General features: G+C 42.0%; 20 protein-coding genes. 3 read left to right on the top strand and 17 right to left on the bottom strand.

Annotation, left to right across the window (positions count from 1 at the left end):
- Positions 1-8: 8 nt before the first annotated feature.
- The 15 genes from rpoS to cysJ all read right to left on the bottom strand — a co-directional run bounded on the left by rpoS (position 9) and on the right by cysJ (position 15812).
- Positions 9-995 (bottom strand): RNA polymerase sigma factor RpoS, encoded by a 987-nt coding sequence (gene rpoS, locus P3L44_RS04810; RefSeq protein ID WP_200129275.1) that lies wholly within the window; start codon positions 993-995, stop codon positions 9-11.
- 54 nt (positions 996-1049) lie between these two features.
- The gene (gene nlpD, locus P3L44_RS04805) at positions 1050-2120 is read right to left on the bottom strand and encodes a murein hydrolase activator NlpD (protein WP_094960916.1); all 1071 of its coding nucleotides are present in this window, start codon (positions 2118-2120) and stop codon (positions 1050-1052) included.
- Positions 2121-2427: 307 nt separating this feature from the next.
- Positions 2428-3054: a protein-L-isoaspartate(D-aspartate) O-methyltransferase gene (locus P3L44_RS04800; protein WP_004260727.1), complete on the bottom strand. Its 627-nt coding sequence runs from the start codon at positions 3052-3054 to the stop codon at positions 2428-2430.
- Positions 3054-3812 carry a 5'/3'-nucleotidase SurE gene (gene surE / locus P3L44_RS04795; protein ID WP_140172970.1) on the bottom strand — a complete coding sequence of 253 codons (759 nt, stop codon included), beginning with the start codon at positions 3810-3812 and terminating at the stop codon, positions 3054-3056. Before surE ends, P3L44_RS04800 begins: the two co-directional genes overlap by 1 nt.
- A complete protein-coding gene (truD, locus tag P3L44_RS04790; RefSeq protein WP_272662017.1) occupies positions 3790-4848 on the bottom strand; it encodes a tRNA pseudouridine(13) synthase TruD in 1059 nt (352 codons plus the stop codon). Before truD ends, surE begins: the two co-directional genes overlap by 23 nt.
- The gene (ispF, locus tag P3L44_RS04785) at positions 4814-5326 is read right to left on the bottom strand and encodes a 2-C-methyl-D-erythritol 2,4-cyclodiphosphate synthase (RefSeq protein ID WP_004260732.1); all 513 of its coding nucleotides are present in this window, start codon (positions 5324-5326) and stop codon (positions 4814-4816) included. Before ispF ends, truD begins: the two co-directional genes overlap by 35 nt.
- 9 nt (positions 5327-5335) lie before the next feature.
- Positions 5336-6073: a 2-C-methyl-D-erythritol 4-phosphate cytidylyltransferase gene (ispD, locus tag P3L44_RS04780; RefSeq protein ID WP_004913881.1), complete on the bottom strand. Its 738-nt coding sequence runs from the start codon at positions 6071-6073 to the stop codon at positions 5336-5338.
- Positions 6074-6140: 67 nt separating this feature from the next.
- Positions 6141-6428, bottom strand: a complete 288-nt coding sequence (ftsB, locus tag P3L44_RS04775) for a cell division protein FtsB (protein ID WP_004260736.1) — start codon at positions 6426-6428, stop codon at positions 6141-6143.
- A gap of 160 nt (positions 6429-6588) precedes the next feature.
- A complete protein-coding gene (gene cysC, locus P3L44_RS04770) occupies positions 6589-7197 on the bottom strand; it encodes an adenylyl-sulfate kinase (protein WP_096865142.1) in 609 nt (202 codons plus the stop codon).
- A 5-nt stretch (positions 7198-7202) separates the two neighbouring features.
- Positions 7203-8645 carry a sulfate adenylyltransferase subunit CysN gene (gene cysN, locus P3L44_RS04765; protein WP_272662016.1) on the bottom strand — a complete coding sequence of 481 codons (1443 nt, stop codon included), beginning with the start codon at positions 8643-8645 and terminating at the stop codon, positions 7203-7205.
- A 36-nt stretch (positions 8646-8681) separates the two neighbouring features.
- The gene (gene cysD / locus P3L44_RS04760; protein WP_110592298.1) at positions 8682-9590 is read right to left on the bottom strand and encodes a sulfate adenylyltransferase subunit CysD; all 909 of its coding nucleotides are present in this window, start codon (positions 9588-9590) and stop codon (positions 8682-8684) included.
- Between the two features lie 13 nt (positions 9591-9603).
- A complete protein-coding gene (cysG, locus tag P3L44_RS04755; RefSeq protein WP_272662015.1) occupies positions 9604-11016 on the bottom strand; it encodes a siroheme synthase CysG in 1413 nt (470 codons plus the stop codon).
- Positions 11017-11542: 526 nt separating this feature from the next.
- A complete protein-coding gene (gene cysH, locus P3L44_RS04750; protein ID WP_094960911.1) occupies positions 11543-12277 on the bottom strand; it encodes a phosphoadenosine phosphosulfate reductase in 735 nt (244 codons plus the stop codon).
- Positions 12274-14007, bottom strand: a complete 1734-nt coding sequence (gene cysI, locus P3L44_RS04745) for an assimilatory sulfite reductase (NADPH) hemoprotein subunit (RefSeq protein ID WP_272662014.1) — start codon at positions 14005-14007, stop codon at positions 12274-12276. The genes cysH and cysI overlap by 4 nt, the downstream gene beginning before the upstream one ends.
- Entirely contained in the window at positions 14007-15812 is a 1806-nt protein-coding gene (gene cysJ / locus P3L44_RS04740; protein ID WP_140172975.1) for an NADPH-dependent assimilatory sulfite reductase flavoprotein subunit, read from the bottom strand. The genes cysI and cysJ overlap by 1 nt, the downstream gene beginning before the upstream one ends.
- Positions 15813-16155: 343 nt before the next feature.
- Between cysJ and queD the strand changes: the two genes are divergently transcribed.
- Together queD and P3L44_RS04730 are read left to right on the top strand one after the other, a co-directional pair.
- Positions 16156-16521: a 6-carboxytetrahydropterin synthase QueD gene (gene queD / locus P3L44_RS04735; RefSeq protein ID WP_004913900.1), complete on the top strand. Its 366-nt coding sequence runs from the start codon at positions 16156-16158 to the stop codon at positions 16519-16521.
- 279 nt (positions 16522-16800) lie between these two features.
- Positions 16801-17418, top strand: a complete 618-nt coding sequence (locus tag P3L44_RS04730; RefSeq protein ID WP_004260761.1) for a YagU family protein — start codon at positions 16801-16803, stop codon at positions 17416-17418.
- Between the two features lie 65 nt (positions 17419-17483).
- Here P3L44_RS04730 and queE read toward each other — a convergent pair whose 3' ends face one another.
- Positions 17484-18155 carry a 7-carboxy-7-deazaguanine synthase QueE gene (queE, locus tag P3L44_RS04725; protein WP_272662013.1) on the bottom strand — a complete coding sequence of 224 codons (672 nt, stop codon included), beginning with the start codon at positions 18153-18155 and terminating at the stop codon, positions 17484-17486.
- A gap of 178 nt (positions 18156-18333) precedes the next feature.
- On the opposite strand from queE, the gene P3L44_RS04720 reads away from it, so the two are divergent.
- Positions 18334-19701 carry an amino acid permease gene (locus P3L44_RS04720; RefSeq protein WP_272662012.1) on the top strand — a complete coding sequence of 456 codons (1368 nt, stop codon included), beginning with the start codon at positions 18334-18336 and terminating at the stop codon, positions 19699-19701.
- 76 nt (positions 19702-19777) lie between these two features.
- Here P3L44_RS04720 and megL read toward each other — a convergent pair whose 3' ends face one another.
- Complete coding sequence (gene megL, locus P3L44_RS04715; RefSeq protein WP_200129278.1) at positions 19778-20980, bottom strand: methionine gamma-lyase; 1203 nt, start codon at positions 20978-20980, stop codon at positions 19778-19780.
- Positions 20981-20986 lie beyond the last annotated feature (6 nt).

Raw genomic sequence — 20986 nt, 5'->3', positions numbered from 1 at the left:
TTAACACCTTACATATTAAATAGCGACTCTAGGGTCAACTCCTCACCATGTAAAATATCCTTTAATCGCTTTAAACCTTCAACTTGGATCTGGCGAACACGTTCTCTTGTTAACCCAATTTCACGGCCAACTTCTTCCAGAGTTTCAGCTTCATAGCCTAAAAGCCCAAAACGTCGTGCCAAAACCTCCCTCTGTTTTGGGTTCAATTCATATAACCACTTAACAATATTATCTTTTAAGTCATTATCTTGAATTGTATTTTCTGGACCTGAATCATTATCATCAGACAATACCTCAAGCAAAGATTTCTCTGAGTCCCCTGCAATTGGTGTATCAACAGATGTGATACGTTCATTTAAACGTAACATCCTACTGACATCTTCAACAGGTTTATCTAGCTGCTCAGCGATCTCTTCAGGGCTTGGCTCATGGTCCAACTTTTGGGCTAATTCACGTGCAGTACGAAGGTAAATATTGAGTTCTTTAACGATATGAATAGGAAGGCGAATAGTTCGAGTTTGGTTCATGATAGCACGTTCGATCGTTTGACGGATCCACCACGTTGCATACGTTGAGAAGCGAAACCCTTTTTCAGGATCAAACTTTTCAACTGCGCGAATCAACCCAAGGTTCCCTTCTTCAATCAAATCGAGTAATGCAAGGCCTCGATTATTATAACGACGTGATATTTTTACAACGAGACGAAGGTTGCTTTCTATCATACGCTGTCGTGATGCAATATCACCACGCAATGCACGTCTTGCATAGAAAACTTCTTCTTCTGCTGTAAGGAGTGGTGAGAACCCAATTTCACTAAGATAAATTTGAGTGACATCCAGAACACGCTGATTTGTGTTCTGGAGTAAATCCATTTCGTCATCTAGCTCAGTAACCAGATCCTCTTCTTTAAACTGACTCTCGTCAAAAGTGTCATTTAAATTACTTTCATCGAGGTCATTATATAACTCGTTAACTTTCAGCGAACTTTGGCTCATCAGTGACTCCTACCCTAGATAATGCGGACAGAATGTCAAAGCACTCTGCCCAGTTTATCGTTGCGGCAAATAGCGCAACGGGTTTACTGATTTTCCCTTGTAACGAATTTCAAAGTGTAATCTAACTGAACTGGTTCCAGTACTACCCATAGTCGCTATTTTTTGACCTGCAGTGACGTCCTGCTGATCACGCACAAGCAATGTATCATTGTGAGCATAAGCACTTAGGTAGTCATCGTTATGTTTTATAATTATTAGATTTCCGTATCCACGCAAAGCATTACCTGCGTAAACGACTTTTCCTGGCGCAGCAGCAAGCACAGCTTGACCACGAGAACCGGCTATATCTACCCCTTTGTTCCCGCCTTGAGCATCAGAGAAACCTTCAATCATTTTCCCTTCAGCTGGCCAACGCCATTTTATTGACGAATTATTCGTACTGCTGACTGCGGTAGAAGCGGTTGCTGTCGAGGTTGTTGTTGTCGTTGAAACTTGCGTTGCAGGTTTCTTATTATTAGGCAACATCTTACCTGAAGTTTGACCACCACTGTTTGCAGGATACTCATTAGTTGTTCGAAGATCAACCGCTTGCTGATGACTATTTGATGAATTTGCCGCTAATTGAGTGTTCGAGTTCACATTTGTGTTACCAATATTAATAACCTGCCCTACATTTAGGCTGTAAGGTTCTGGAATATTGTTTCTCGATGCTAACTCACGGAAATCATTACCGGTTAAGTATGCAATATAGAATAATGTGTCACCACGCTGCACCGTATAACTATTACCGCTATAACTACCTTTTGGAATACTGCCATAGTCACGGTTGTATACAATGCGCCCTTCACCATTAGTTGTTACCGGCGCTGAACTACGGCTGACAGGCTGAGTGTTAGTATTACTTGATAAATTTGGACGAGACGACGGCATTGCCGTGCTCATACCCGTATTTGGTGACGAGGCCGGTGTCGTCCTTTGCACCGTCTGTTGGCTAGACTGGCTATCATTCACACTCGAAATAGGTGCCGCTGTATGATACGGTGTAGAACAACCTGCCAATAGCGCTCCGCTAAATGAAAAGATGACGGCCCATCGAATTCTGCTTATAGGGCTAACAATTTTCATGCTTCTTCTCCCGTGAAGAAAAATCTGACGCGACAATTCAAAACAATGTCAGCAATAGAGTTATCATAAAATATTTCACTTATTAAAGCAGAAATACAAAATAGTGAACAAGTTAAATATATTAAAAATATAACAATTTGAGAGTATGACCTAACGCTTTAAGCTATTCCCCCAAATTCAGCTGGGTAAAATATCATATTTGGAATAGTTTTACTGCTATTTGGGTTAATAGAACCTTTGCAATGATATTTTATTTAAATCGATTATAAAAATAATCAGACTTTGATTAAATACCATTACAAATAGGTTAAAGGAGGTCACCGGCAACCAATGGGACAAAACGGACTTTTTCAATAACATTAGTATGGTAATCATTACCACGTCGAGTAATTAGCTTCAATGCTTGTTCTTTATCACCGACAGGTAAAACCATTCGCCCGCCATCTTTTAATTGCCCTAATAATAGAGCCGGTATTTCTGTTGGTGCCGCAGTAACTATGATGGCATCAAAAGGCCCTTTAGATTGCCAACCTTCCCAGCCATCTCCATGACGCGTTGAAACATTATGTAAATCAAGCTGTTTCAAACGCCGTTTTGCAGCCCATTGCAAGCTCTTCACCCGCTCAACAGAAAAAACATGTTTAACTAAGTGTGCCAATACTGCTGTTTGATACCCTGAGCCTGTCCCTATCTCAAGAACGTGATCATTCGGAGCTAAAGCCAATAGCGCCGTCATTTTAGCAACAATATACGGCTGAGAAATAGTTTGCCCATGCCCAATAGGTAATGGGATATTGTCATAGGCTTTATGGGAGAGCGCTTCATCCACAAACCGTTCCCGAGGAACGAGTGAAATGGCATCTAATAGGCGCTCATCGTGAATTCCCTGTTGGCGTAATTGAGCCAAAAGTTCTTTCATGAGCCCTGTTTTCATTATACTGACACTCCTGATTTTTCGAGCCACTCTTCTACTAATGAATGTGCTTTATAAGCGGTTAGATCAACTTGTAATGGGGTGATGGAAACATAGCCATTTTGCACAGCTTCAAAATCCGTTCCAGGGCTGGCATCACGAATTTCACCAACAGGCCCTAACCAATACAGTGTATTCCCTTTCGGGTCTTCTAAACTATACACCTCAGAGGCGGCGTGACGGCTGCCACAACGAGTGACTTTGATACCCTTAATCTCTTCGTACGGGATATCAGGTACATTTATATTTAAAATATTGCCTGCTCGCAATGGGTTCTTCTGTAAGAGCGCTAAAATATCGCATGTCACTTTAGCGGCACTTTCGTAATGCGTTTCGCCATCTAGCGATACCGCAATTGAAGGTAAACCTAAGTGGCGGCCTTCCGTTGCCGCTGCAACCGTGCCTGAGTAAATAACATCATCCCCTAAATTAGGGCCACAGTTGATACCAGATACAACAATATCAGGGCGTGGACGTACCACTTTATTCACCCCAATATAGACGCAATCTGTCGGTGTGCCTTCTTGTACAGCAAGGTCACCATTACTTAGCGTCTGAATTTTAAGTGGTTTATCTAATGTTAATGCGTTCGAAGCCCCACTCCGATTGCGGTCAGGCGCAATCACTTGAACATGATAATATTGGCGTAGCGCAGCCGCAAGAGTTTGAATTCCCGGCGCATTTACCCCGTCGTCATTACTCAATAAAATCTTTAGCATCGACATTATCCTGCCCATTTTGATTAATAATTTCTCTCACAACACTGGTTGCAAAACAACCCGAGTTTAAGAAAAAATTCAGTTTTACCGTCGAGTCATCCAACCATTCCCACTGTAAGTCTTGTGGCTTAACAACTATCGCCCTTCTAGCTGAAGAAACTCGTTCGCGCTGCATTAAAGAGATAAAGGGTTGGTAATCCACTAAACACTGAGTTTCAAATGCCTGAGCTTCATCCTGAGTACCCAATTCCCCATCACCTGGTAATGGCGCAGTAATACTTAATTCATTGGACTCCAAGCGAGGTTGCAATGTAGCAAATTCATCTTGTGTCGCGACAAACCAACTTCCTCTGCCGGTTAATTGCAACGCATCACCCAACATTACGTGTTGAGCGGTATTATTTGCAATACGTTCACTTGCCACATGATTAAACATTGCACTACGTGCAGCAGAAAGATAAAAACTACGCTTGTTGCGTTCACGTACATTGATTTCTTGATTTGCCCAACGCAACGCTTGCGTTAAATTTTGCCCATCGCGCCCAAAACGTTGTTCACCGAAGTAATTAGGCACCCCTGATAATGCAACTTTCTGTAAACGTTGCTCAACGTCTTTTGCATCTGAAATATCACGCAAGGTTATTTCGAACTGGTTTCCTTTCAAGGAACCAATACGTAATTTGCGTTTTTGCCGAGTGACAGCCAGTATTCGGCAGCATTCGAGTTGCCAAGTCGAAAAAACAGGTGTTTCTTTACCTGGCATTTGCAGGCAAAACCACTGCTCCGTTACTGCATGCCTATCTTTTAAACCTGCGTAACTGACCGCTCTCGCTGAAATTTTAGCAAATTTTGCTAGTTGTTCAGCAACAAACACCGTATTGCAGCCTGTTTTTTCCACACGAACCATAACATGTTCGCCTTCGCCATCTAGCTCAAAGCCTAAATCTTCTTTGACGATAAAATCTTCTGGGACACTTTTTAATGTGCCAGAAGACAATGGCTTACCATGCAGGTACTGAACATTCATTACTTTCATTACTATTATCTTTTATTAAAAGAACAACTGCAGCACAGGCAATGCCTTCTTTACGCCCCACAAAACCTAATTGCTCGGTTGTGGTCGCTTTCGCATTGACATCATCCATGTGGCACTCAAGGTCTTCGGCAATATTCACACGCATTTGCGCGATATGTGGCAACATTTTTGGTGCCTGTGCCATGATGGTAATATCAATGTTACCAATGCGATACCCTTTGGCACGCACATGGCAAAACGCGTCTCTCAATAAGACTCGGCTATCCGCCCCTTTATATGCTGGGTCAGTATCAGGGAACAATTTACCAATATCCCCTAATGCAGCAGCGCCGAGAATTGCATCGGTTAACGCGTGTAAGACCACATCACCGTCAGAATGCGCGAGCAAACCTTGTTCATAAGGGATACGCACGCCACCAATGATGATAGGGCCTTCGCCACCAAATTTGTGTACGTCAAAACCGTGTCCGATTCTCATTTTTTTTCCTTAGTTGTTCATTCTTGAAAGATAAAATTCCGCTAAAGTGAGGTCTTCTGGGCGCGTCACTTTTAAATTATCAGCACGGCCAGCAACTAACACAGGTTGGTGGCCGCAATATTCTAGCGCAGAAGCTTCATCGGTGATCACTGCGTTTTCTTTCAAGGCTTTACTTAGACAATCCCGTAATAATATTAACGGAAAAAATTGTGGTGTAAGCGCATGCCATAACGCTTCACGTTCAACGGTATGGTCAATTAATTGGTTGGCTGTTGAACTACGTTTCATGGTATCACGCACTGGGGCAGCGAGGATCCCACCACAACAATTTTGTTCCGCTGCTAATTGAATAATTTCATTTAAATCTGATTGATGAAGGCAGGGACGCGCTGCATCGTGCACTAATACCCAGCAATCTGAAAATTGGGGATTAGCAATTAAAAAATCCAGTCCCGCTAATACTGAATCGGCGCGTTCTTTGCCACCAATAACCGTCGTCACTCGAGGGTCATTAGAAATTTCAAGTTGTTGAAAATAATCATCTTCCGCACTCAACGCAACCACAATTTCTTGCACTTTATCATTTTCTAGCAATGCACTGATGGTGTGCTCAATGATTGTTTTACCTGCAACCTGCAAGTATTGTTTTGGGCACTCAGCATTCATACGGCTACCTACCCCAGCAGCAGGAATCAGTGCAACAATTCGCGGAAGATTATTTTGTGGGGCATGGTTTGGATTTGTCATTGTTGAATTCTTACATCAGAAATTATCAGGCTAATGGGTATACTATTTTGACATCATATTATTGTGTCTATTTCTGGTTATTACTTTCTTTAACCATTCGATAAAATGACTCTCCAGGTTTGATCATCCCAAGCTCTGTTCGGGCTCGTTCTTCAATCGCATCTTGGCCATCATTTAAGTCGTTGATTTCAGCGAATAGCTGTTCATTACGCATTTTTAAGCGCGAATTTACAATTTCCTGAGCGGCGACATCATCTTTGACTTGTACGTAGTCATGTATGCCATTTTTGCCTAACCATAAGGAATACTGTAACCAAGCTAATATCGCAATTAATAGTAGCGTTAATTTACCCATCTTGCCCCCTGAAATGATTTGCTAATCATCCCATAACTCAACGATTGACGCTACTGTGATACTAAAATTGTGCTAAAAAGTCAGATTAAGTCGGGTTTGAATACGCAAAATACCGCCTTATTTTACCATCGAATAAAATAAAGGAGGTATTTTAGCTGTATTAATAATCTAGCTGAATGACATGATTGCGCAATAAAAGCGCAATGATTTGGGAAAGAGAATCCGAAATAGGTTGTTGACCATCCAGATGCAGCTCAGGATGTTGTGGTACTTCATAAGGGGAATCAATCCCAGTAAATTGTTTTATTTTCCCTTCTCGTGCTTGTTGATATAACCCCTTTGGGTCTCTCTGTTCACAAACATTTACGGGGGTATCCACATACAACTCAAAAAATTGCTCGGGTTCAAACAAGTCACGAACTTTCTGTCTATCCGATTGGAAAGGTGAGATAAAGGCAGTCGCAACAATTAACCCCGCATCGACCATTAACTTAGCCACCTCTCCCACTCGACGGATATTTTCTTGTCTATCAGCCTCACTAAATCCTAAATCTCGGCATAAACCATGGCGAATATTATCGCCATCCAACAAATAGGTTTTCATTCCCATGGACGTAAGTTGGTTCTCTATTGCCCCTGCTAATGTTGATTTCCCAGAACCCGATAACCCGGTGAACCACAACACAGCTCCTTTATGGCCATTATTACTTTCACGTAATTGGCGAGTTACCGCGTGTTGGTGCCAAATAATATGGTTTTCTTTTGTCATCCGTATTATTTCCCACCTAAAACATCACGTGCACCCCAATGTGGGAAATGGCGGCGGACTAATTTGTTTAGCTCAATTTCAAATTCACTAAAATCACTGGGTTGATCAAAAACAGGGGCTTGTGTTTCGCGGACTAAACCCGCGCCAACCGTCACATTTGTGAGCCTATCAATAAAAATCATTCCACCAGTGTCTGCATTGCGTTGGTAGTTTTCCAGTAACAATGGCTCATCAAAGGAAAACTCGACTAAACCAATCCCATTCAATGGCAGCTCTGTCGCTACTTTCTGGGTTAAATTATTGATATCAACTTGGTATTGAATATTTTCTACTTTTGCTCGACTGCGTTTTCCCGCAATTTTAATATCAAGTTGTTGGCCTTGAACTAATGGCTGTTCAGACATCCACACGACATCGACAGAGGCATGCTGTGTGCTTTGTAAGGTTTCATCTTGTGCAACAATTAAGTCGCCACGACTAATATCAATTTCATCCTCAAGTACTAATGTAATCGCTTCCCCCGGTATAGCAAAATCTTGTTCCCCTGAAAAAGTCACAATTTCTTTAATTGCTGAAGTGGCGCCTGATGGCAACACTTTGACCTTTTGACCCACTTCCACGATCCCTGCTGATAATGTCCCGCTGTATCCGCGAAAGTCTAAATTTGGGCGGTTCACATATTGCACAGGGAAACGCAAAGCTTGCTCCGAAGCTTTTTGTTCCACTTGAACATTTTCTAATATCGATAATAGCGTATCACCTTGATACCACTTAAAATTATCGCTAGCATTTACAATATTATCGCCATCTAGGGCTGAGATCGGTACAAACCAGACCGTTAAATCCACAGGCAACTCCATTGCAAACTTTTGGTAATCCTGCTTTATTTTTTCAAAAATGGCTTCACTGTAATCCACCAGATCCATTTTATTGACGGCAACAATAAGATGGCGGATCCCAAGCAATGTACTAATAAAACTATGGCGACGCGTTTGTTCCTGTACCCCTTTTCGAGCATCGATCAACAAAATAGAAAGTGAGCAAGTTGATGCCCCTGTCGCCATATTGCGCGTATATTGCTCATGGCCGGGGGTGTCCGCAATAATAAATTTGCGCTTTTCTGTTGAAAAATAACGATAAGCCACATCGATGGTGATCCCCTGCTCACGTTCAGCAGCAAGGCCATCCACCAGCAGAGCAAGGTCAAGTTTTTCCCCTTGAGTCCCTATCCGCTTACTATCACTTTGCAAAGTTGACAGTTGGTCTTGGTAAATTTGGCGAGTATCATGCAGTAAACGGCCGATTAAGGTACTTTTACCATCATCCACATTCCCACAGGTTAAAAAACGCAATAATCCTTTTTGTTGCTGCGCCAATAAGTAAGGTTCTACCCCACCTTGCTGTTCGATTTGATGAGCGATTGATTCATTATAAACGGCTTGTGCCATGATTTTTCTCCTGACTTTGCGTATTCACCTTGCCCACTAAAAATAACCTTGGCGCTTTTTCAACTCCATAGAAGCGGATTGGTCGCTATCAATCAGCCGCCCCTGCCGCTCACTCGTTGTGGAAATCAACATTTCTTCTATAATCTCAGGCAGCGTTTGTGCTTCTGATGGCACAGCTCCGGTCAGTGGCCAACAACCTAATGTTCTAAAACGCACTTTTTGCTGACTAATGACTTCACCAGCTTGTAAGTCGATACGGTTATCATCCACCATTAACAAAGTGCCGTCCCGCTGAATAACCGGCCGCTCTTTTGCAAAATACAGGGGAACAATATCGATATTTTCCAAATAGATATATTGCCAGATATCGAGCTCAGTCCAATTTGATAACGGGAAAACACGAATACTTTCCCCTTTATTGATCTGTCCATTATAGTTATGCCACAACTCAGGCCGTTGGTTTTTAGGATCCCAACGATGAGATCGGTCACGGAAAGAGTAGATCCGTTCTTTGGCACGTGATTTCTCTTCATCACGACGAGCACCACCAAATGCAGCATCAAAACCGTACTTATCTAAAGCCTGCTTTAAGCCCTCGGTTTTCATAATATCTGTGTGCTTAGCGCTGCCGTGCACAAACGGGTTAATCCCTAATTTTTCCCCTTCAGGATTACGATAAACAAGTAGCTCAAAGCCGTATTTTTCTGCAGTTGCATCGCGAAACTCGTACATTTCACGAAATTTCCAGCCTGTATCAACATGTAAAAGAGGAAATGGTAGTTTTCCCGGATAAAATGCCTTGCGTGCTAAATGCAGCATCACGGAAGAATCTTTACCAATAGAGTACAGCATGACTGGGTTAGCAAATTCGGCGGCAACTTCACGAATGATATGAATACTTTCTGCCTCTAACTGCTGTAAATGAGTCAATTTTTTGTCGTTCACGATAGCCCCTTACTTAAGCCAGTTCCAATACGGCACTGCGCCATCTTATATCTTCAGTTTGAGAACCAAACCATGCGAGTTGTTGGTGTAATGCAGCGACTTCACCAACCACTATCAAAGCAGGAGCAGGTGCCTGCTGTGCTAATACTTCAAGTTCATCGAGTTTTCCGGTTACTACTTTTTGTTCACGCCTTGTACCACAGCCGATAACCGCTACAGGGGTATTTTCAGCACGGCCAAATTGAATCAATTGTTCGCTGATTTTCGCGGCCTTCACGGTCCCCATATAGATAGCTAAGGTTTGGTTTCCTCGAGCAAGTGCCTGCCAATCAAGTTCCATCCCATTTTCACGGCAATGACCCGTAATAAACGTAATGCTTTGTGAATGTTCGCGGTGAGTCAGCGGAACTCCTGCGTAAGCGGCTGCACCAATTGCTGCAGTCACACCCGGAACCACTTGAAATGGGATCCCCGCTTGCGCCGCCACTTGTAGCTCTTCCCCTCCTCGCCCGAAAACAAAAGGATCACCACCTTTAAGGCGCACCACTTTTTTACCTTGTTGAGCAAATTTCACGATTAAAGCATTGGTTTCTTCTTGGGAAACACTGTGATTTCCTGCGCGTTTCCCAACACAAATCTTGTCAGCGTCGCGGCGAACTAACTCGAGGATTTCCTCACTCACCAGATGGTCATACAAAACCACTTCTGCACTTTGTAAAACTCGCAACCCTTTTAACGTGAGTAGCCCCGCATCACCCGGCCCAGCACCGACTAAGATTAATTCGCCATGGTTATCAGGCTCATACAATTGACGTTCCAATTGTTGTTCCGCTTCACTGAATTGCCCTTTTTCTACTAAAGAGGCAAAACGACCACTGAAACTTTTTTCCCAAAAACGTTTTCTTTCACGCATATTAGTAAGTGTTTCTTTGACTTTATGACGCCAGCGGCCAGCTATTTCCGCCATTTTTCCCAAAGAAGTTGGCAACATCGTTTCCAATTTTTCTCTGAGTAAACGTGCTAATACAGGCGCAGCCCCCCCTGAAGAGATCGCCACAATCACTGGCGAGCGTTCGATAATAGAAGGCACAATAAATGAACATAATGGTTGGTCATCAACCACGTTAACAAATATTTTTCGTTCATTGGCGTCATAGAAAACCGTTTCATTCAGTAATGCATCATCTGTTGCTGCGATAACTAAAAAAGCATCATCTAAATGAATGGATTGGTAATTTTCAGCTAACCAAACAAATTTATTTTGTTGGTGTTCAGCTTGTAACTGTGTACATAACGTCGGTGAGATGACCACTAAGTCAGCTTGTGCTTTTATTAGCAATTCTGCTTTTCGTGCTGCGACCACACCGCCGCCAATTAACACGACCTTTCGCGTGCGGACATCGACAAATAATGGTAAATAATCCATCTTGCTCACCCATCGTTATATAAACTTATTATAAGAAATAGACAATTGACTATATGGCTTCACGTAATAGGTTTGAAATGACAAAAAGCTCTTTCTTGTAACTGAAAAGCATAAGCCCCAAAATTTGTATAAAAGCCATCAAAACCCGCTAATATCGAAAAAAAACACAAAACTTAACGCAAACTTATAATATTTATAAGAAAATTAAAAATAAGGGAAAAATAAGAGATACTTATTTTTAATAAAAAGTATCCCTTTGTAATTAAACAAATATTTTATTAAATTCGTAATTATTTATATTTTAAACTCAAGTCATAACGTGAAACATGACTAATCAACACTCTAAATTATTCGAATAGCGCGTAGCCAACAACACTGCAGATTGAATTATGACCTAATCAATATTCTAAATAATTCAAGTTGCAGCTAGGCGGCAAGTAAATGAGTCGCTAGGAGCATACACCAGTATGTGACTAGTGCGAGTGCACGTAGCCAACAACGCTGCAGATTGAATTATGACGAATATTTAGTTTTCATGAAGCCCGCACTCCCTCTTTAAACCAAAAAAACGCGTATCTTCTTCATTCATACCCTCTTCCCATTTGCGAGTTGTATGGGTATCGCCAACCGATAAATACCCTTGTTCCCACAACGGATGGTAGGGTAAATCATATTTTGTTAGATATTCATAAACTTGCTTATTATTCCAATCAATCACTGGTAAAACTTTAAAAATCCCTTTCCCGATACCTAGTACAGACAAATTTGCACGGCTTGCTGATTGTTCTCGCCGTAAACCAGAAAACCAGGTTTGTGCTTGTAATTCATGTAACGCGCGCTCCATCGGCTCAACTTTATTCAATTGGTTATAACGCTCAATACCATCAAGCCCTTGTGTCCAAAGTTGACCATACAGCGCTTCTTGCCAAGCCGGTGACTGTTTGGCTCGATACACCTGCAAATTTAAATTCAGCTTATCTGTTAACACTTCAATAAACTGATAGGTTTCTGGGAACAAATAACCAGTATCCGTTAAAATAACCGGGATATTAGGCACAATTTGCGTCACCATATGCAATGTCAGTGCCGCTTGGATACCAAAACTGGAAGACAACACAAACTCAGTCGGTAAGTATTCAACTGCCCACTCAACCCGCTGTAATGCATTCATTGCTTCTAACTGGGAATTAAACTCAGCGAGATAAGCGATTTGTTGGGGCTTATCGAGTTCGATGAGTGCTGCTAGTTCAAGTCGGCTCATACTGCCTCCTTAACCTCATAAAAATCAACAGCAGAATTCAATACGGGCTTAACAACATTGGTGCGAATAACAAAATCGCCAAATCCTTCATTAGGTAGACGGTTTTTCGCCCAATCACCGATTAACTCATCCAAAATAGCTAAAATCTCTGTACTAGTGATATTTTCACGGTACATACGTGGAATACGAGTACCAATGCGGTTCCCGCCTAAGTGTAAGTTATATCTATCCATCGCTTTACCGACCAGTCCAACCTCTGCCAGCATGGCTCGCCCACAGCCATTAGGGCAACCCGTTACCCGCAAAACGATATGTTCATTGGCAACTTGATGGGCGGCCATGATACTTTCCACTTGACTAATAAATTCAGGTAAAAAACGTTCTGCTTCGGCCATCGCGAGCGGGCAAGTTGGAAATGATACACACGCCATGGAATTTTCACGTTGTGCCGTAATGTCATCACTCATTAACCCATGAGATCTGGCAATCGCTTCAATTTCCGCTTTTTCACTTTCGGGCACACCCGCAACAATTAAGTTTTGGTTTGCCGTTAAACGAAAGTCCCCTTGGTGAATACGTGCAATTTCAGCCACGCCGGTTTTTAATGGTTTATTTTCTAAATCAATTAATCGACCATTTTCAATAAACAATGTTAGGTGCCAACGGTTATCAATGCCTTTAAGCCAGCCAATCTTGTCACCGCGTTCAGTAAATTCATATGGGCGAATAGGTTCGAAAACTACGCCTGAGCGCCTTTCGACTTCAGCTTTGAAAGTATCAACTCCCACTCGCTCAAGGGTATATTTGGTTTTCGCATTTTTACGTTCAGTACGATTTCCCCAATCCCGTTGGGTAGTCACTATCGCTTCTGCAATGGCTAACGTTTTCTCTAATGGAATAAACCCAAACTCACTGGCTAAGCGAGGAAATGTCGCCGTATCACCATGAGTCATAGCAAGGCCACCGCCCACCAGCACGTTAAAACCGATCAACTCACCATTTTGGGCTATCGCAACAAAGTTCATATCATTTGCATGCAAATCCACATCATTTAGTGGTGGGATCACGACTGAGGTTTTAAATTTTCGTGGCAAATAAGTTTGCCCTAAAATTGGCTCTTCATCCGTTGTCACTATTTTTTCTTTATCTAACCAAATTTCCGCGTAAGCACTAGTGCGCGGTAATAAATGTTCAGATATTTTCTTTGCCCATTCATAAGCTTGTTGGTGCAATTCAGATTGCACGGGGTTAGAGGTACATAACACGTTACGGTTAACGTCATTCGCCGTTGCAAGGGCATCTAAACCAACGTGACTTAACATTTGATGGGCAGGCTTTACATCCCCTTTTAAGATGCCATGGAACTGAAATGTTTGCCGATTCGTAATGCGCACACTGCCATACAGCGTGTGCTCTGTGGCAAACTTATCAATATCAAGCCATTGCTTGGGTGTAATAATGCCGCCCGGCAAACGACAACGTAGCATCATTGCATGGCGAGGCTCGAGTTTTTGTTCCGCTCGCTCGGCACGAATATCACGGTCATCTTGTTGGTACATACCGTGAAAGCGAATCAACAGGAAATTATCACCCTCAAATCCCCCCGTTAACCCATTTTTTAAGTCATCCTTAATGGTTCCACGCAAGTAATTACTGTCTTGCTTCATGCGTTCACTGTCTGCGAGTTTACCTTCGACAATTAAGGGCTTTTGTTGTTGTTCATTGCTCATTAATAAACATCCCTCTGATAACGGCGCATTACGCGCAGCTCACTTAAAAATTCATCAGCCTCTTCACTGTCCATGTTCCCATATTGACTGACGATATCTAATAATGCCTGTTCAACATCTTTGGCCATGCGGTTTGCATCACCACACACATAGATGTGCGCACCTTCTTGTAACCATTGCCAAACTTCTTCACCTTGTTCGCGAAGTTTATCTTGTACGTAAATTTTTTCTTGCTGGTCGCGAGACCACGCTAATGAAATATGGGTTAATAAACCGTCTTTGACATAGCGCTGCCATTCCACTTGGTAGAGAAAGTCGTCAACAAAATGTGGGTTACCAAAAAATAACCAGTTTTTCCCTGTCGCACCGTCATTGTCACGCTGCTGTAAGAAAGCACGAAATGGCGCTATCCCTGTACCAGGGCCAATCATGATCACAGGCGTATTTGGGTCTTGTGGCAGTCGAAAGTTATCATTGTGCTCAATGAATATGCGAAGTTCATCATCCTCATTTAAGCGGTCAGCTAAGAAACCTGATGCACCACCAGTACGTGCCTTACCATCAATCTCATAGCGGACAACCCCAACCGTTGCATGAACTTCATTTTCTACCTCAGATTGGGAAGAAGAAATCGAGTACAAACGAGGGGTTAGCGGACGCAGTAGGTCAACAAATTCTTGGGCAGTAGGCTGAGATGCCGCTTGGCGTACCATATCGACGATTGGCGTATTTTGTGCGTAGTGCAAAATAGCGGCTTTATCGCTAATCAATGACAACAACGCATCATCTTTTGACAACTGAGCATATTTTTCAACAATTACTGGGGTATTTTGTGTCAGTTCTAATTGATAAATTAGCGCATCGCGTAGTGAATGGCGCTGTGAACCAATAAAGACTTCTTCGTCACCTTGCAACCACAACAAAGCCACCAGCTCATCAACTAAAGCAGGGTCATTATCGAACCAAATACCTAGCGCATCACCTGGTTGATAACGTAAGCCAGAGTCACCGAGATCAATTTCAATATGGCGAACATCTTTTTGCGAGTCTCGACTGGTTATTTTTTGATTGCTAAGAAGTGACGCAGTTAATGGCGCAGTTTTACTATAAGGTGATGAATGAATTTCATTCACACTTCCTGTTTGAGTTGCCAATAATTGGCTATCACTTTGAGCAGGAACGCGAGCTTTTAAAATCTGAGTAAGGCTTTCAACCCACTCATCCGCAATCCCTTGGTATTCAACATCCGCATCAATTCGCTCGGTTAATGACGTCGCCCCTAATGATGCAAGCTGTGAATCGAAATCTTTACCTGCTTGACAGAATTTTTCGTAAGATGAATCCCCCAGCGCAAAAACCGCATAACTGGTTTGTGATAAATTTGGCGCTTTTTTAGAATGAAGATATTTGTATAATGCAACCGCTTCTTCAGCTGGCTCCCCTTCACCCTGCGTTGAGGCTACAACAACTAACACTTTCTCTTGGTTAATTTGTTTGAATTTATAATCCCCTGCATTTACTAAATTCACACTAATTTTTTCACCGACTAAACGCTCTCTAAGCTGCTCTGATAGGCGGCGTGCATTTCCTGTCTGTGATGCAGAGATGATTGTGACCGTATCTTGGGTAACCACAGGCGCACTGACAGATGCATCAACTTGCGTATTCTGATTTACTATTCCCCACAAATAACCAGAAAGCCATGCGAGTTGATGGGATGAAAAATCATCAACGGCCGTCTGTAAACGTGTTAATTGCTCAACAGATATTGGCAGCGCCGCTAATGGCGGCTGTTTTTTTGTCATTATCTTGTAACCCCAGTGTTATTCATCTTTGATTTTAAAAACGACGCCATGTCATTACCCCAGAAAAGACCGACAACCTAACACTTGCTCATTCCCCCAAATAATTAAGGTAATAAAGCAAAAAATACCGCAGTACCTGAAACATATAGGGTATGCAGTTAGGTTATAACAACCCTAGATAATGGGATAAGAAACGATAGCCATAATTAATAACTAAAAAGCCTAAAGCAATTAACTGATGGATCATATTGATAAAAGCGGTTAACGCTATTTTAGTAATTAAAGATATTTTCACCTAAAAATGCAGTACAATACGCTGTTTACTCATAACAAGGAGCCACATATGAGCACAACAATCTATAAAGATTTCACTTTCGAAGCTGCCCACAAATTACCTCATGTCCCAGAGGGCCATAAGTGTGGCCGCCTCCATGGGCATTCTTTCATGGTGCGTTTAGAAATTACTGGTGAAGTCGACTCCCATAGTGGTTGGATTATTGATTTTTCCGATGTAAAAGCCGCGTTTAAACCTATTTGGGAACGCTTAGACCATCATTATTTAAATGATATCGAAGGGTTAGAAAACCCAACCAGTGAGGTATTAGCGCAGTGGATTTGGCAACAAACTAAGCCTTTGCTACCCTTATTAAGTGCAGTTACCGTAAAAGAAACCTGCAATGCAGGTTGCGTCTATCGCGGGGAAGCTTAAAAGTACAAGTGCTACAAATATAATGTAATGTTATTTTACGCAGCCATTTTGATAGCTGGGCAAAATAACATTCATAAATATAGAAATATAATATAGAGACACAAGCACCTCAGGCGGCAAGCTTAATAGATTTTGAAAATAAATGAGGGGCAAAAAGCAATTAGTGGCTGGCATTCCCTCCTTGAAATTAAGTATATAAAAACTTTAATTTGACATAGTGCATTAAATTATAACCTGATCTATTATTTACCATTATTTACTCTTAATAAGGCAGGGAAAATGCATTTATTTCAACAAACACCAAAATCCAGAAGACGTTATGGGCTGGCCGCATTTATTGGTCTAATCGCTGGTATCGTCTCTTCGTTTGTCAAATGGGGGGCTGAAGTCCCATTACCACCAAGAAGCCCAACGGATATGTTCAACGCAGCTTGTTCGCCAGAAACGCTGATCCGTGCAGCGGAACAAATTGACTGCTCACGTAACTTCCTCAACCCTCCTTATATTTTCTTAAGGGATTGGTTAGGAATTGCCGACCCTAACTCTGCAGTTTACACCTTTGCTGGGCACGTTTTTAACTCTGTGGGTGTTACCCACATCATATTTTCTATCGTATTTGCTGTCGGATATTGTATTGTTGCTGAAGTATTCCCTAAAATTAAGCTATGGCAAGGGTTGTTAGCGGGTGCACTGGCGCAATTATTTGTCCATATGATTTCTTTCCCTCTTATGGGGCTCACCCCTCCACTTTTCGACCTGCCATGGTATGAGAATGTGTCAGAAATATTTGGTCATTTAATTTGGTTTTGGTCTATTGAAATTATTCGCCGTGACTTACGTAACCGTATTACTCACGAGCCAGATCCTGAAGTACCATTAAACCAACCATTTAGGTAATTTAAAGGCCCCCAATGAGTGTTTTCTAACTATTGGGGGTTACTGCTAGGTTATCGCTATTTTTATTATTGAATATCCAAATACTTATGTGTCTGAATCGATAACCGCCAGTTACGTTGAATGCAGGTTGCAATACACAATTTTGTTGCTGCCGCCTTTTGGCTGATTGGCTGTAATGCCACTACTGGAGGCGTTTCGACAGTACGTAATGCTAAAATTTTCTCAAGTGCTTCAATATCTTTCTCGCGAGCAACAGGATGTTTAATTTCATTGGCACGATTTACTGCTTGGTTGATCACCTGCAGTCCTCCTTTCATACCGACTTTTGGTGATACAGTAACCCATGTGTTATCAGTGCATTGAATAGGGTATGTTCCGCTAGTTTCAATTTGGCATTGATATCCATGTTGTTCTAATATCCCAGTCAGTGGCTGTAAATCATAAATACAGGGCTCACCGCCTGTAATAACAATATGCTGTGCGCTGAAGTGTTTTTCTTTCATTAATTGAACCAATGCCTCACCATCTGCCATAGCCCATGCATCTGAATCAATCGTTTTAAGTGCGATATCCCCTAGGGTAGATTCTTTATCTTGTTCTTTTTCCCATGTTTGTTTGGTATCACACCAGCTACATCCAACTGGGCAGCCCTGCAAACGAATAAATACAGCTGGAACACCAGTAAAAACCCCCTCTCCTTGAATGGTTTGGAAAATTTCATTAATTGGGTATTTCATATCACTCCTAAAATAGTTAGCTGAGCACGCATTATATTGCAGATATCTATCTCACGAACAAGGAAGTTTGTGATAATGTAGCCACCTTAGGGTTCAATAAAGTACGTCCGACTTAATAAACAATACCGAAAGCCTATTCGGAACAATATATCGAACGAAGAAAAAGACAGGAAAAGACATGCAAAGTAGTGAACAAAATCAACTCAGAAAGGGACTGAGTGTTCGGCACATTCGCTTTATGGCTTTAGGGTCAGCGATTGGTACCGGCTTGTTTTATGGGTCTGCTTCTGCCATTCAAGCGGCAGGTCCAGCAGTTTTACTCGCTTATATGGTCGGTGGTGCCGCTGTATTTATGGTCATGCGAGCCTTAGGCGAGATGGCAGTGCATCACCCAGTACCCGGTTCATTCTCTCACTACGCTAGCCATTACATGGGCCCCCTCGCTGGTTTTTTGACTGGCTGGAACTACGTATTTGAAATGTTAGTCGTGTGCTTGGCTGATATTACCGCTTTCGGGATGTACATGGGGTTCTGGTTTCCACATGTTGACCAATGGGTATGGGTATTAAGTATCGTGCTATTTATTGGTGCGCTCAATTTATGCCATGTTAAAATTTTCGGTGAAATGGAATTTTGGCTGTCTATCGTGAAAGTCTCCGCAATCATCGCAATGATTGTTGGTGGTACCTTCTTAATGTTCTACGGTTTCGGCCAAGAAACTGACCATGCGGTGGGTATCCAAAATCTCTGGGAACACGGTGGCTTTATGCCTAACGGTATTGAAGGTGTTATTGCATCCTTAGCTATCGTAATGTTCGCCTTTGGGGGTATCGAAGTGATCGGTATTACCGCCAGTGAAGCACAAAATCCAGAAAAAACTATTCCTAAAGCAATCAATGCAGTACCCATTCGTATTTTATTATTCTATGGGTTAACACTTTTTATTCTGATGTGCATCTATCCGTGGAATCAAATTGGTCAGAATGGCAGTCCATTCGTCCAAATTTTTGATAGCTTAGGTATTCAATCAGCGGCAAATATCTTAAATATCGTGGTGATCACAGCAGCCGTCTCAGCTATCAATAGTGATATTTTTGGTGCTGGTCGTATGATGTATGGTATGGCTCAAGACAAGCAGGCACCAAAAGTCTTTACCAAGTTAACGAAAAGTGGGGTGCCTTGGGTCACTGTGATGGTGATGTCCGTGGTAATGTTACTCGGCGTGTATTTGAACTACCTACTTCCAGAAAAAATCTTTGTGATTATTGCATCAATCGCAACCTTTGCAACTGTTTGGGTCTGGTTAATGATCCTACTTTCTCATGCCGCAATGCGTCGCCAAATGAGCGCTGAAGAAGTTAAAAAACTCAAATTCCCAGTTCCATTTTGGCCGATTGGCCCTGCAATTACTATTGCATTTATGGTCTTTGTTATCGCGCTACTTGGCTTCTTTAAAGATACACAAGTTGCCCTTCTCGTCGGGTTTGCATGGGTCGCTATATTGAGCGTCACCTTCTTTGTCATGCGTAAATTTCAAAAATCTTAATCGACTAAAGTATTCGTAAAGTGAATTTAGGCCCTATATATATATGATATAGGGCCTTTTGTTACCTATTGTGGTATCAAAAGAGCGCTTGCTTAATATCGGCAATCAAATCATTAGCGCTTTCTAACCCAACTGATAAACGAATAAGCCCATCACTAATCCCATACTGTTTTCGTTCCTCAGCAGTGTAAGTAGAATGGGTCATACTTGCAGGGTGCTGAGCCAATGACTCACAATCACCGAGGCTAACCGCACAAGAAAATAGCTGTAGACGGTTCAGAAACTGCTTACCCGCCTCAAGGCCCCCTTTAAGTTCAAAAGCAATCATTCCCCCGGGTAGCTTCATCTGCTTTTGAGCTAATGAGTATTGCGGAAAATTCGGTAAACCTGGATACATAACCTGAGAAACTTCAGATAACGAAGCCAAATATTCTGCAACTTTCTGTGCATTCTCAACCACCCTTTCCATTCTGATTGGCAGTGTTTTCATTCCTCGCAATATCAGGTTTGCATCATGAGGGGATAAACATGCTCCAGTCATATCCTTCAGCCCAACCAATCTGATTTGCTTCACTAATTCCTCAGTTGTTATAACAGCGCCAGCCATCACATCACCATGCCCATTCATATATTTCGTTAATGAATGAACAACAATATCCGCCCCAAGCTCAAGTGGTTTTTGAATGTAAGGAGTACAATAGGTATTATCTATTGTCACCAATATTTCTTGGTTATTTGCAAGGTTATATTGATGAACGATATTGCTTACAGCATTAATATCAACTAAGCGCATATTTGGGTTTGCAGGTGATTCGAAAAATATCATCTTTGTTTTTTCAGTGAGTTCCTGTGCCACATTATTTGGGTCACTCATATCAATGTGACGAACTTTGACACCAAATCGAGCTAATCCATGATGAAAGAACGCATATGTACAGCCATAAACCGTCATATCAACTAACAGCTCATCTCCTGGGCTTAGTAAGGTCCAAAGGGTTGATGTTATTGCCCCCATCCCTGAAGAAAATACAATTGCGGCATCCCCCTCTTCTAAATCAGCAAGCCGCTTTTCCAACAAACTTAATGTTGGGTTATTTATTCGTGTATAAATATACCCATCCGATTCACCGCTAAAACAAGCGGCACCTTCTTCAACACTATCAAATACGTAAGTTGACGTTTGATAAATAGGAGAAGCTAGTGATCCTAAATTTTCGGCTGCATCATAGTAATTATGTATCACACGCGTATCAAAAGAATACAGTCTATCTAATATCATACCACC

Origin of the sequence: Providencia sp. PROV175, assembly GCF_032707045.1 — a bacterium.
GTDB classification, from domain to species: Bacteria; Pseudomonadota; Gammaproteobacteria; order Enterobacterales; family Enterobacteriaceae; genus Providencia; species Providencia hangzhouensis.
Note: the sequence above shows the minus strand (reverse complement) of the source record. Positions and strands in the feature narration are given on the sequence as shown.